The organism is Stutzerimonas sp. VN223-3 (genome assembly GCF_045999685.1).
Taxonomy (GTDB): Bacteria; Pseudomonadota; Gammaproteobacteria; order Pseudomonadales; family Pseudomonadaceae; genus Stutzerimonas; species Stutzerimonas stutzeri_AR.
Genome location: NZ_RBEC01000003.1, coordinates 282,979 through 295,758 on the forward strand (window position 1 = coordinate 282,979; position 12,780 = coordinate 295,758).

At 62.1% G+C, this 12,780-nt stretch carries 11 protein-coding genes; 3 read left to right on the forward strand and 8 right to left on the reverse strand.

Going from position 1 to position 12,780, the window contains the following annotated elements:
* Nucleotides 1-3: 3 nt before the first annotated feature.
* The 3 genes from D7241_RS17180 to D7241_RS17190 all read left to right on the forward strand — a co-directional run bounded on the left by D7241_RS17180 (nucleotide 4) and on the right by D7241_RS17190 (nucleotide 4,607).
* On the forward strand, nucleotides 4-1,512 hold the full coding sequence (locus tag D7241_RS17180) for a tripartite tricarboxylate transporter permease (RefSeq protein WP_408102552.1): 1,509 nt from the start codon (nucleotides 4-6) through the stop codon (nucleotides 1,510-1,512).
* 38 nt (nucleotides 1,513-1,550) lie between these two features.
* On the forward strand, nucleotides 1,551-2,552 hold the full coding sequence (locus D7241_RS17185) for a Bug family tripartite tricarboxylate transporter substrate binding protein (protein WP_408102553.1): 1,002 nt from the start codon (nucleotides 1,551-1,553) through the stop codon (nucleotides 2,550-2,552).
* Nucleotides 2,553-2,876: 324 nt separating this feature from the next.
* The gene (locus tag D7241_RS17190) at nucleotides 2,877-4,607 is read left to right on the forward strand and encodes an FAD-dependent oxidoreductase (protein ID WP_408102554.1); all 1,731 of its coding nucleotides are present in this window, start codon (nucleotides 2,877-2,879) and stop codon (nucleotides 4,605-4,607) included.
* 45 nt (nucleotides 4,608-4,652) lie between these two features.
* Here D7241_RS17190 and pcaC read toward each other — a convergent pair whose 3' ends face one another.
* The 8 genes from pcaC to D7241_RS17230 form a co-directional block, all read right to left on the reverse strand.
* On the reverse strand, nucleotides 4,653-5,051 hold the full coding sequence (gene pcaC / locus D7241_RS17195) for a 4-carboxymuconolactone decarboxylase (RefSeq protein WP_255978865.1): 399 nt from the start codon (nucleotides 5,049-5,051) through the stop codon (nucleotides 4,653-4,655).
* Nucleotides 5,052-5,118: 67 nt separating this feature from the next.
* Nucleotides 5,119-6,474 carry a 3-carboxy-cis,cis-muconate cycloisomerase gene (locus D7241_RS17200; protein ID WP_408102555.1) on the reverse strand — a complete coding sequence of 452 codons (1,356 nt, stop codon included), beginning with the start codon at nucleotides 6,472-6,474 and terminating at the stop codon, nucleotides 5,119-5,121.
* Between the two features lie 106 nt (nucleotides 6,475-6,580).
* A complete protein-coding gene (locus D7241_RS17205) occupies nucleotides 6,581-7,510 on the reverse strand; it encodes an AEC family transporter (RefSeq protein ID WP_408102556.1) in 930 nt (309 codons plus the stop codon).
* Nucleotides 7,511-8,620, reverse strand: a complete 1,110-nt coding sequence (gene zapE, locus D7241_RS17210; RefSeq protein WP_408102557.1) for a cell division protein ZapE — start codon at nucleotides 8,618-8,620, stop codon at nucleotides 7,511-7,513.
* Nucleotides 8,610-9,215: a protocatechuate 3,4-dioxygenase subunit alpha gene (gene pcaG, locus D7241_RS17215; protein WP_408102558.1), complete on the reverse strand. Its 606-nt coding sequence runs from the start codon at nucleotides 9,213-9,215 to the stop codon at nucleotides 8,610-8,612. Before pcaG ends, zapE begins: the two co-directional genes overlap by 11 nt.
* Nucleotides 9,216-9,228: 13 nt before the next feature.
* Nucleotides 9,229-9,945 carry a protocatechuate 3,4-dioxygenase subunit beta gene (gene pcaH / locus D7241_RS17220; protein WP_408102559.1) on the reverse strand — a complete coding sequence of 239 codons (717 nt, stop codon included), beginning with the start codon at nucleotides 9,943-9,945 and terminating at the stop codon, nucleotides 9,229-9,231.
* Nucleotides 9,946-10,070: 125 nt separating this feature from the next.
* Nucleotides 10,071-10,979 carry a pca operon transcription factor PcaQ gene (pcaQ, locus tag D7241_RS17225; RefSeq protein WP_408102560.1) on the reverse strand — a complete coding sequence of 303 codons (909 nt, stop codon included), beginning with the start codon at nucleotides 10,977-10,979 and terminating at the stop codon, nucleotides 10,071-10,073.
* 101 nt (nucleotides 10,980-11,080) lie between these two features.
* Nucleotides 11,081-12,760, reverse strand: a complete 1,680-nt coding sequence (locus D7241_RS17230; RefSeq protein ID WP_408102561.1) for a glucan 1,4-alpha-maltotetraohydrolase domain-containing protein — start codon at nucleotides 12,758-12,760, stop codon at nucleotides 11,081-11,083.
* Nucleotides 12,761-12,780: the final 20 nt, after the last annotated feature.

Below are 12,780 nucleotides of genomic sequence, written 5' to 3' on the forward strand. Positions count from 1 at the left end.
GACATGACTGAAGCCCTTTCCTTCTTCACCATGGCCTGGTTCGACCCGAGTCTGCTGATGCTGACCGCGCTCGGAACCTTCGCCGGCATTTACATCGGCGCGATTCCTGGCCTGTCGGTGACCATGGCGGTATCGATCCTCGTCTCCTTCACCTTTGGCTGGGAGGTGAATAACGCACTGTCGCTGATCGTCGGCATCTATATCGGCGGTGTCTACGGCGGCTCACGCAGCGCCATCCTGCTGAACATCCCCGGCGCACCCTCCTCCGTGGCCACTGGCTTCGACGGTTATCCGCTGGCCAAGCGTGGCGAAGCCGGTCAGGCGATCGGCCTGAGCACCGTAATGTCGGTCATCGGCGGCTTGGTCGGCACGCTGCTGCTGGCCACCGCCGCACCGGTGATTGGCGATCTCGCGCTGAAGTTCGCCCCACGTGATTATTTTCTTGTCGCTGGCATCGGCCTGTTGCTGGTCGGCAGTCTGGCCAAGGGCTCGCTGGCCAAGGGCATATTTGCCGCGGCCTTGGGCGCCATTATCGGCATGGTGGGCATGGATCCGGTCACCGCAGAAGGTCGCTTCACTCTCGGCCAGATCGAACTCATGGGTGGCATCCACTACGTGGTGGTGATGATTGGCCTGTTCGGCGTCGCCGAAGCGTTTTCCATGATGCACACGCTGGACCAGGCGCCGGTCAAACAGAAGGTCGATAAGATCATTCCTTCGCTGGCCATGGTGTTGAAGTTTCTGCCGCTGTCGATCCGTACCTCGATCATCGGTGTGATCGTTGGGGTGCTACCTGGCTGTGGCGGTGACATCGCCGCGCTGATGGCGTACGACCATGCCAAGCGTAGCGTGAAAAAACCCACTCGCCCCTTTGGCGAAGGCGCCTATGAGGGCCTGGTCGCGCCTGAGTCCGCCAACAGTGCCGCAGTGGGTGGCGCCTACGTCCCGATGCTGACACTTGGGATGCCGGGCGATGCAGTGACCGCGGTCATCATTGGTGCATTGGTGATCCACGGGCTGAATCCCGGCCCGATGCTGATGGTAGAGAACCCGCACATCTTCTGGTTTACCGTGGGCAATCTGACGCTGGCAAATGTCTTTCTGCTGATCTTCGGTCTGATGGGCATCAAGCTGTTCGCCAAGATGGTAGAGATTCCCAAAGCAATTCTGGTCCCGCTGATTCTGGTGCTCTGCACCGTCGGCACCTATTCCATCAACAGCAGCATGACCGAGGTGTACTGGATGCTCGGTTTCGGTCTGGTGGGTTATTTCCTCAAGACCTTCGGCTTCCAAATGGGTCCGGTGATTCTCGGCGTGATTCTTGGCCCGTTGATGGACACCTCGTATCGCCAGGCGATGTCCTCGGTTGGCGACAACCCAACGGTCTTCCTCACCGAGCTATTCACCAACCCGCTGTCGCTGCTGCTGACAACAGGCCTGATCCTGATTCTTCTCGGCAACACTCCCCTGAAAGACCTGCTCAAGCGCCGCAAGGCAGCCACGCCGGTCTAAGACAACCACGCAAGAACAACAACAACGGAGTCACACCAATGCTTAGAAAGCTCATCGCAAGTGTCACCCTCACCGCAGCGGCGGTCGCCATGACCTTGCCGGCGCACGCCGACTACCCAGAGCGCAATATCCAGGGCGTGGTGCCTTGGGGCGCCGGCGGCGCCACCGATATCGTCATGCGCAGCCTCACGCCGTATGTGGAAAAGGAACTGGGCGGCAAGATCATCATCAACAACCGCACCGGCGGTACCGGCGTGATCGGCAGCAACCATGTACTGCAGTCGCGCCCGGACGGCTATACCGTGCTGCTCGCAGCAGAGAACGCCCAGCTCTACCCTCTGCTGGGACTGGCGGACTTCGATTACGACGCCTTCGAAACGATCAACATCATTGGCCAGAACATCGCCGTCATCGCCGCACCGGCCGACAGCAAGTTCAACTCCATGGCCGACCTGCTCGCCGAAGCCAAGGCCAACCCGGGCACCCTGCGCATGGGTGTGACCGGTGCCGGCGGCCTGCCGGGCTCGGTCCACGCGATGATTGAGGCAGTCGATGACCTGAAGGTTCGCGAAGTGTCCTTTGCCGGTGACGGCCCAGGCATCACTGCGATGCTGGGCAACCATATCGATTTCATGCCGCTGAGTCTGATCGCCGCGCGGGAGATGATCACCTCCGGCAAGATCAAGGGCCTGGCCGTCGTCTCTACCGAGGAGCTGCCGCAACTGCCTGGCGTCGAGCCGATCACCAAGGCGCTACCAGAAATGGAAAGCTACCTGCCGTGGGGTCCGTTCTGGGGCGCATGGGTCCGCAAGGACACCCCCGACGACATCAAGAAGAAGCTCACCGAGGCCTATTCCAAAGCCGTAGGTAATGAAGAATTCCAGAGCTTCATGAAGGGTCTCGGCGCACAGCCGCTCAACCTGAGCGGGGACGAGGCCAAGAAATTCCTCGATCGCTGGCAGTCGGTCACCACTTGGTCGCTGTACGAAGCTGGCGCCACCGAAGTGTCACCGGAAACCCTGAACATTTCCAAGCCGTGAGTCATAACCCCGGCGCCACGCGCCGGGGTTTCCTGTTCTCGTAAAGTTCCGCGTCCAGCGATGGGGGTCGTTCCGCTCGAGGAACTGGGTGTATCCCATAACCGCGCGGCAAGCCAAAGACCATACGCGTATATCAACCAAACGCCGGCTACGACGAGAACACGCTGATCGTGCGATCCACGGTCAGTCTGCTCTAACCGCAACGCCATTCGCTTCCAGCTTGCTCGTCGTCCGACGGAGCCTTTTGCCGCTGATGACATCGCCGGCATTTTTTATGTCCGGGCGGTAACACTGGAACATCGTTCCAATCTCAGGAGTATTTTTATGCCGTTGCCCCATGATCACATTGACTGCGATCTGCTCGTGATCGGCTCAGGTGCTGCCGGGCTTTCGGCTGCGGTTACCGGTGCGTGGCACGGCCTCAAGGTCGTCGTTGTGGAGAAGGACAGCACGCTCGGTGGCGCGACCGCCTGGTCCGGCGGCTGGATGTGGGCACCGGGTAATCCGCTGGCCCGCCGCGCCGGCATACATGAAGACCCGCAACAGCCACGCACCTACTTGCGCAACGAACTTGGCGAACGTTACGACGCCGAACGGATCGACGCATTTCTCGATGCCTGCGGCCCGATGGTGGCGTTCTTCGAGACCCATACGCGACTGCAATTCACCGATGGCAACGGCATCCCCGACATTCACGGCGACGTACCCGGTGCCGCCACGCAGGGCCATCAGGTCATCGCTGCGCCTTATGACGGCCGCGAACTTGGTGCGCTGATCCACCGGCTGCGCCCAACCATGCGCGAAACGTCCTTCATGGGCATGCCGATCATGGCCGGGCCGGATCTCGCCGCGTTCCTCAATATGACCCGCTCGCCCAGCGCCGCCTGGCATGTTGCACGACGCTTTGGCCGGCATCTGCTGGATCTGGCCCGTCACGGTCGAGCGATGCAGCTGGTCAATGGCGTAGCGCTGGTGGCGCGGCTGGTGCGTTCCGCCGATGAGTTGGGCGTACGGTTGCTGACCGATGCCGCGGCCAGCCAATTGCTCTATGCGGACGGTCGCGTCACAGGGGCTCAGGTGATGACCGATAAGGGCGAGTTGCGCATCCATGCGAAGGCTGTGGTACTCGCAGCCGGCGGTTTTCCCAATGACGTTGAGCGACGCAAAGCACTGTTTCCGCGCCACCCAGGCAAGGACGATCATCTCGCGTTGCCGCCCACCGGTTGCAGCGGCGACGGCATTCGTTTGGGCGAAGCGGTCGGCGGTCAGCTGGAAACCGACCTGGCGTCGCCGGTCGCCTGGGCTCCGGTGTCGCGCGTGCCCCATCGTGATGGCAGCGTCGGGCATTTCCCGCACATCATCGACCGCGCCAAGCCGGGCGTCATCGGCGTGCTGGTCGACGGCAAACGCTTCGTCAACGAAGCGGATGGCTACTACGATTACGTAGCCGCCATGTTGAAGGCGGTGCCCAACGAACAGCCGGTCGCCTCCTGGCTGATCTGCGACCACCGAACCCAGCGCCGTTACGGACTGGGCTACGCCCGGCCATTCCCGGTGCCGCTGGGGCCGATTCTGCGCAGCGGCTACCTCAAGCGCGGACAGACTCTGGAAGCATTGGCGAACGCCTGCGGTATCGATCCGGCTGGACTGACAAGCACCGTCGGGGAGTACAACCGTCACGCGCGCAACGGCGAAGATCCCGCCTTCGGACGCGGATCGACCGCCTACAACCGCAAGATGGGCGCCCCATTGCACAACGGACCGAACCCCTGCGTGGCACCCATCGAACACGGTCCCTTCTATGCGGTGAAGGTCGAGCCGGGCAGCTTCGGCACCTTCGCCGGGTTGCGCACCAACGGGCACGCACAGGTGCTGAATACGCACGGCGAACCGATTCCGGGTCTGTATGCCGCCGGCACCGACATGGCCAGCGTCATGGGCGGGCATTATCCATCCGGCGGCATTAATCTCGGTCCGGCGATGACCTTCGGCTACGTTGCCGCGAGGCATGCGGCTGGAGTTAGCGAGTTCGAGTGCTTGCGCAGCGAGACGTGACCGCCGACGAGCTGGATACGGGGACTGTTCCCGCATCCGATTGGGTTACTGCCCCTGCAGCGACTCCACGCCCATCTCGTCATAAACCTCTTCGGCCAGGTGGAAGGTGGCATTGGCTGCCGGAATGCCGCAATAGATGGCGCTTTGCAGCAGCACTTCCTTGATTTCGTCGCGGGTCACGCCGTTGTTCTTGGCTGCACGCAAATGCAGCTTCAGCTCTCCCTCGCGATTCATGCCAATCAGCATGGCGATGGTCACCAGGCTACGGGTATGCCGCGGCAGGCCGGGTCGGGTCCAGATATCACCCCAGGCGTGGCGGGTGATCATTTCCTGAAACTCTTCGTTGAACGGCGTGATGTTTTTCAGGCTGCGCTCCACGTGTGCATCGCCGAGCACCGCGCGGCGCACCTGCATACCGGCTTCGTAGCGTTCTTTCTCATCCATCTTGTTCATTCCCGTGTTGGTGGTTGATCAGGACTGCACGCACGCAGCCGCGGATAAACGCAAAAAATCAGATCGCCCGGTGCTCGGCTACGGCGCGCTCGACCCAGCGCCGCGCCTGGCCCAGGTAGAAAGTCGGATCGAGCAGGCGATCCAGCTCGGCGTCGCTCAGCTCGTTGCGCACCGCTGCGGTCTCACCCAGCACACCGCGCAGATTGCGGCCTTCGGCAACGGCGCGCTTGCAACACTGCTCGACCAGATGATGCGCAGCATCGCGACCGATACGCTGGGCCAGCGCGATGCTCACCGCCTCGGCCAGTACCAGCCCTCGGGTCTGTTCAAGATTGCCGCGCATCCGCTCGTCATCGACTTCCAGCTCGGCCATCGCAGCCAACGCCTGCTGCAGCGAGCCGGATACCAGGCAGCACAGCTCCGGCAGGGTTTCCCATTCGGCATGCCAGAGGCCAAGGCTGCGCTCGTGCTCCTGTGGCATGGCGCTCAGCATGGTGGCGACCAGACCGGGCGCGCGGGTTGCAGCGCTGATCATCACTGCGCTGCCCACCGGGTTGCGCTTGTGCGGCATCGTCGAGGAACCGCCCTTGCCCGGCGCCGAGGGTTCGAATACTTCGCCGACATCCGTCTGCATCAGCAGCGACAGATCGCGCCCGAGCTTGCCAAGGCTGCCGGCGATCATGCCCAGCAGCGCGGCGAACTCCACCAGCCGATCACGCTGGGTATGCCAAGGCTGCTCGGGCAGCGTCAGCGCCAGCTCGTCGGCCAGGGCCTGCGATACCGGCCAGGCCTGCTCGCCCAGCGCCGCCAGGGAACCGGAGGCGCCACCGAATTGCAGGCAGAGCAGCCGTGGCTTGATCATCCGTAGTCGCTCACGGTGGCGCGTCACCGCGCCAAGCCAGCCGGCGATCTTCATTCCCAGCGTTACTGGCGTCGCATGCTGCAGCCAGGTGCGACCGGACATGGGCGTATCGGCGTGACGCTCGGCCTGCCGCGCCAATGTCGTGCCCAGGGTCGCCAGATCCCGCTCAAGCAAGCCGATGGCTTGGCGCAGTTGCAGGATCAGGCCGGTGTCCATCGCATCCTGGCTGGTGGCGCCCAGGTGCACGTATTTCTCCGCCTCGGCATCATCCTGCGCAATGCGCTTGCCCAGCGCCTTGACCAGAGGAATGGCGGAATTGCCGGCTGTGGCGATCGCCTGTGCCAACGTGTTCGGGTCATATAGTTCGGCCTTGCAGGCAGCCTCGATGGCACCGACCGCCGTTTGCGGAATCACCCCGCAGCGCACCTCGGCTCGGGCCAGTGCGGCTTCGAAATCCAGCATGCCCTGCAGCCGGCCATCATCGGAAAACACCGCGCGCATCTCGGCGCCGGTGAAATAGGCATCGAAAAGTTGATTGCTGGGCCGATTCAAAACCTGTGCTCCTGCTCTGGTAATGGTTTCAACAGCGGCGATCGCGTGCCGCTGCCGGTCTTCAAGTTAACGCTGCCTATACGGTCGTGGGACTCATTGCAGCCCATCAGGTCATCGCCCAGATGAACAGGCTGATGCTCAGGAACGAGAGGATCGTCGCGGCAACCAGGGCCGCGGCACAGCGCCCTTCCAGTCCATAACGCGCACCGAGGATCGGATAGATACTCATCATCGGCGCTGCGGCCATCAGCACGCCCGCCGATGCCAGCACCGGATCGGAAACCGGTATCAGCGTGAAGCACAGCAGAATCATCAGCGGATGGATAATCAACTTGCCAATTGCCATCTGGCCGACGTCCAGCGCCAAACCGCTGACCTTCATTCCATAGAGGCTTGCACCGATTACGAACAGCGCTACTGGCGCGGAGGCCAGCGCCAGCATGTCAATTACCCGCATCAGCACCGCGGGTGGACGCAACTCGAACACCGCCAGCAGCAACGCAAGCGTGATGGCTATCAGAATCGGATGGCGGACCAGGTTTGCCAGCGTGCCGCGCAGCGCAGGCCACAAACCGCTTGCGCTCTGCCGCCCTAGCTCGGCTAGCGTCAACGCCAGCGGAATCATCAGCAGATTCTCGATCATCATCCCCAACGCCAGCGCCACCGCAGCCGGCGAGCCGAGCGCTATGGCGACGATGGGGTAGCCGACGAAGCCGCTGTTGGACACCGACATGCCCAACCCGACCAAGACGCTGCCGCTTGCCGTGTCCTTGCGTACCTTGCGTGCAAAGGCGAAGCCCAGGCCGAACGTCAGCAATGAACCGAGGCCGTAGCCCAACAGATAATTCCAGTCGACCACCTCGGCCAGCGGCCGCTCCAGCAGCGCCTTCATTACCAGGGCCGGCAGCGCAAAGCTGATGACGAAGCGCCCCATGCCCGCGGTTTGGTCGCGACTGACCAGCCCGGAGCGACAGGAGAAAAAACCTATGGCGATAAGGATGAAGATAGGTGCGGTAATGCCAAGGATTGCGAGCATCTAGACGATCACCTGATCAATATGCGCTCCGTCGACGAGCCTTAGCTGCTGCAGACGGCTGCGGGTCCGCGCAAAATCCACATGAGCGCCGACACTGAGCAACTGGTCGGGAGTTACCTCGGCGACCAGCAATAACTGCACACCGCTGTCATAAAGAATGTCGATGGCATTGAGAAAGCGTTGCTGGACATCGATGCCCTCGCCGTCGAGCGTCGGTACGCCACTTATGGCCAGCCGCTCGAACGTATCGCGCAGCCAAAGAAAATCCGCACTGGAGCGCGGCAACCGACAGAGCTCATCAAAATCCAGCCAGGCGAGGCCGTTTTCCCTGGCGCGCAGACGCAGCGTGCGGTGATTCACCTCCAGCGTCAGATCCCGTTCGGCTGCATCGGATAGCTGCAACCGTGCGTTCATCCAGGAGGTCTGCTCGCCGGCCGGCACTTGCGCGTATTCACCCCAGACGTAATCGCTGTCGGGGCGCTGGCGGTAGTCCTCGCCGCCGTCCAGCTTATACACCTCGAACCGTCGCTCGATCAGCTCGATGGCCGGCTTGAAACGATCCCGATAGAGCGGGTTCGGGCACAGCTCACGCGGCGGATAGTTTGAAGTCGCGACCAACCCGACACCCTGCTCTGCCAGCTGGTGCAGCAAGCGCCCAAGCAGCATTGCATCGGCGATGTCGTGTACATGGAACTCGTCGAAGCAGAGCAGATGTGTGTGCTCAGCGATCTCGCGGGCTATTACCGCCAGCGGATCACGCTGACCACTGATTTCATTCAGGCGCCGCTGAACCTCATGGAGAAACCCATGAAAATGCACACGCCGCTTGGCCGCCACGGGAGCCGCCGCGAAGAAGGCATCCATGACGAAACTCTTGCCTCGTCCCACTCCGCCCCAGAGATAGACGCCGACTTTTGGCGTACGCAACCAACCACGCCGACCGCGCAGCCGGGCATCCAGCCAGTGAGCGAGAAGCTCGATGGCCGCATGCTGTGCGGGGTCGGCGTGATATCCGCGAGTTTTAAGCAGGCTCTGAAAGCTCTGCATCACCAGCCGGGCCACGGGCTCGGCTGATGGTTCGCGGGCAGCCGGAATGGCATCAGAAGTCAAAGAAAACGGTTTCCCCCTCGCCTTGCAGACGCACATCGAAGCGATAGGCCGGCTTGCCGTCGATTTCGCAGTGGCGAGCAATCAGCGTGTCGCGGCGCGGAACCCATTCGATCGAATTGAGCACCGGGTCCTGCGCATTGGCTTCTGCTTCATCATCGAAATAGATACGCGTGTGCAGGTGAATATTGATTCCGCGCGCGAACAACGAGACGTTGACGTGCGGCGCCATGCTTTCACCGGTGCGGTTCTTCACCGAACCCGGCTTGATCGTCTTCAGGGTCCACTCGCCCGCCTCGAAGGTGGTGGCAGTACGGCCGAAACTGTTGAACGACCGCTCCGGATCGAAGCACGTGTGATACACCCCGGCGTGGTCGGCTTGCCAGAACTCCAAAAACGAGTCGCGGACCAGATGACCCATGCCGTCGAATACCCGTCCGATCAACAGAATGTGCTCGCCAGCGGCCTCCGGCTTGGCCATCTCGTTCCAGATTTCCAGTTCGCGGACAGGGTTACCGGCGGCGGCTAGCGCCAGGCCGATGTGCACGTAGGGGCCGGCGGTCTGGGAAGGGGTTTCCGGCAGAAGTGTTATAGGCATCGTCGTCTCCTTCTCAGCGTGTCTCGAAATGGGTTTTACGCTGGCCACGCAGCACGATATCGAAGCGATAGGCCAGGCAATCCATTGGATTGGCCATTCCCATGTCGAGTTTGGCGATCAGGCTCTGCACTGCATCATCGCTGATGGTCCTAGCAATCGGGCATAGCGGGATCAACGGATCACCTTCGAAGTACAGCTGCGTGATCAATCGGGTGGCGATCGACGGGCCGCTGATAGAAACATGGATATGTGCAGGCCGCCATTCGTTCGGGCCGTTGCGCCACGGATAAGGGCCGGGCTTGATGGTGCGGAAAACGTAGTTGCCTTCGCTGTCGCTCAGCGCACGACCGACGCCGCCAAAATTCGGGTCCAGCGGGGCGATGTAACGGTCGTTCTGGTGGCGATAGCGGCCGCCGGCGTTGGCTTGCCACATCTCTACCAGAGTGTGCGGAATCGGCTTGCCGTACTGGTCCATGACCCGACCGGAAACGATGATGCGCTCACCGATCGGCAAACCGCCATTGTTGAAATTGAGCAGCAGATCGTTGTCGTGCTGGCCGAACTTGAGGTGCGAGAAATCCGGGCCCGTGGTTTCGGAAATGGACGGCACCATGGTGATCAACGCCTGTTGCGGGGAGCGAGCAACCGACGTCTTGTAATCGGGCGTCAACGCCTTCGGATGGCGGGTACGATCGCGCGCGACGAAAAGGCTGGTGTCCAGATCGGACATGGCGGGCTCCTTTCTTGGAATGAAAGTGGAAATTGGAATGGCTTGAAGCAGTGTGCGACAGGGTGCCGCAGGAGGAAAACTGAAAACCTCGCCTTGATCCATAACCCCACGGTTATGGATCAAGGCTAACGGTATTCGGCAGCGGCTTCGCGCAACGCTTCACAGCACCACTGCATCGCCAGGCTGGCCGCCAGGGTCGGATTGGTGCAGATGCCGACCGAGCCGCCCGGCTCTTTCAAACCAAGGTCCAGTTCCATCAGCTCGCCAGTGGACAGGTCTTCGCGCACCGCATCGAGCGGCGCCACCCAGACCGCATCGCTGACCCGCACATAATGTCGGCTAAGAGAAACGGACAGCGTTTCCAGTCGCCGTAGCGGTGGGCTGATGCCGAGTTGGATGAACAGGCTATCGGCATGACGGCGGATGGTTGTACCGGTCTGCGGCAACACCACGGGAAAGTCGCCCAGGCGACTGCGATCGCCGTCGAGTAGCTCGTGACCGGGACGCACCACCAATGTCATGGACTCGCTATAGAGGTGCTCGAAGCTGAGCCCCTCTATCTGCGGGGCATCGGTCATGCGCCCGACCACCAGATCCAGCTCACCGCCGCGCAACTGGCCAAGCAGATAGGCGCTGGGCCCGGTCACGACGCTTACCACCAGTGCCGCATGCTGCGCGTGCAGCCGCCGCACCACGTCTGGCAATAACGAGCTCTCCACGGTCGACAGCGCACCCAGGCGCACCACGCCCGCCTCGTGCTCGCCGGCTCGCAAGCTGCGCACACCTTCACGCAATGCCTGCACGCTCGGCCCGGCATAACGCAGGAAAGCCTGCCCGGCCGCGGTCAGGGTCACGCCCTGCTTGCTGCGGTCGAACAGGCTCGCCTCGAGCAGTGCTTCCAGTTCCTTGAGCGTCTTGGAAATCGCCGGTTGGCTGACCGACATCGCCTCTGCTGCGCGCGCCAGGCTGCCCTGACGGGACACCTCGATAAAGCACAGCAGATGACGAAACTTGATGCGACTGTCGAGGTTCACGGTGATCGGCCTTTGGATTCTCCAAGGCCATTCTCCACAAAGCCCAGCCGAGCGCCAGAACGAAGCCGGCACTCAGCCGAATAAACTGACGAGGCCGTTGATTAGAAGCTGCCGCTAGTGGTCAAGCCGGCCGCAGTCGTGGCCGTGTTGTTGCCGCCCGGCTGCCAGCTTTTCACCTGGGTCGGATTGGCTTCGCTACGCACGATGCATTTCCATTCCAGCGCCTGCTGGGCTGGCAAGCCGATGCTGCCTTTCCAGGTCGGGTAGCTGCTCACATCGGTCAATCGCACCGCGTTGGCCGGGCTCCAATTGCCGAGCTGAGCCAGGTTGCCGACTGCATAGACGCTGTCGCCAGGCTGAGTGACGCCGTTGTCGCAACGGAAATTGACGCTGACCAGGTCACCACCGTCGCCACCGCCGTTGCCGTCATCGCCCGTACTGCCGGTGGACCAGATGCGCAGCCCGCCGTTGTCCTGATTCAACGCCTGGTTGAATCTGCCACTGCTGACTTGACCGGGATTGTCCAGATTCGATCCGAGCGCTATCACCAATGTCTGAGCGGTCCCGCTGACGGTCGCCACCAAGCCGGAATAGCCGTTGTGGAAGCTGATCGCCGAGTCGGCCCTCACGCCTGCGGCGCGGCGAATCTGGATCAGTTGGCGGATCAGGTCGCCGTGCCCCCAGTCATACATATGCGACCAGTACACCACCGGCGTACCGGGGCTGGAGAGGATATAGGCGTAGGCCTGGCGCACCAGATCGTCACGCAGCGCCCAATGATGCTGACCGCCGTTCTGTCCCGGCGAATAACCGGTGTCGTGGTTGTCGACGAAGGTCACCGCGACTTCGCGCCAACGTGCATCGGGGTTGCCATTAAGGCCGTTCTTCCAGTCGGCGATCGAGCCGTTCTGCATGCGTTCCTTGAGGGCGAAATCGAACACCGGACACTTGGCGCGATCAGACCAATCCTTGATCACCTGCTGCCAACTGGCGGTATTGCGCCAATCCCAGCTCGGGTATTCAGCCGGCGCTTTCCAGAGTTCGCCGACGCAAAAGGCATTGTCGTGGGCCGCGCTCATCCAGCTGTCGACTCGCTCGCCGGCGTAGCCACGGACGAAGTCGAAGCGAAAGCCGCCGGCGCCGTAGTTATTGCGCAGGTTGGCGAACTCGTCGCGGAACATGCCGTAGACCTGAGGGTGCGCCGTATTGAGGTCCGAGTCGCCGGCCATGAAGCGGTCGCCGTCGTCGCAATCGTTGGCGTAGTTACCCGGATCGCTACAGTCGTGACGCCAGAACCCCTGGCCGGCTGGCAGGTTGATTTCCTTGTTCGGGTAGCCACGGTTCATGTGGTTGGGCACCGCGTCGTAAAGCACTTTCACCTGGGCATTGTTCAGCGCGGCGGCGGCCTGCTTGAGCTGGGCGTCGGTGCCGTAACGGCCGTTCTTGTTGAAGTCGTGCCAGAAGTAGCCTTCGCCGCCGCCGGACTTGGCGCCATCGCTCCAGCTGGAGAAGTCGCGCCAGGGCACCGGCATCCAGATCGCGCTGAAGCCGTCAGCCGCGATCGTTGGCGCCATGCTGCGCAGCGTGTTGTACCACTGGTTGGGCGATTCGCGGACGACGTTCCAGTGAAAGCCTTGGAGGATGATTTCGTCACCGCCGTGATAACGAACGCCGGCCGGACTCTTGCCCGCGAGGTCGACTGCCTGAGCGGTGCCCAGGGTCAGCAGCAAAGAAGAAGAAACTGCCAGGACGAAGCGGGCAGACAATAACGGATGTCTCATCGAAGTAGCTCCACTTTTGT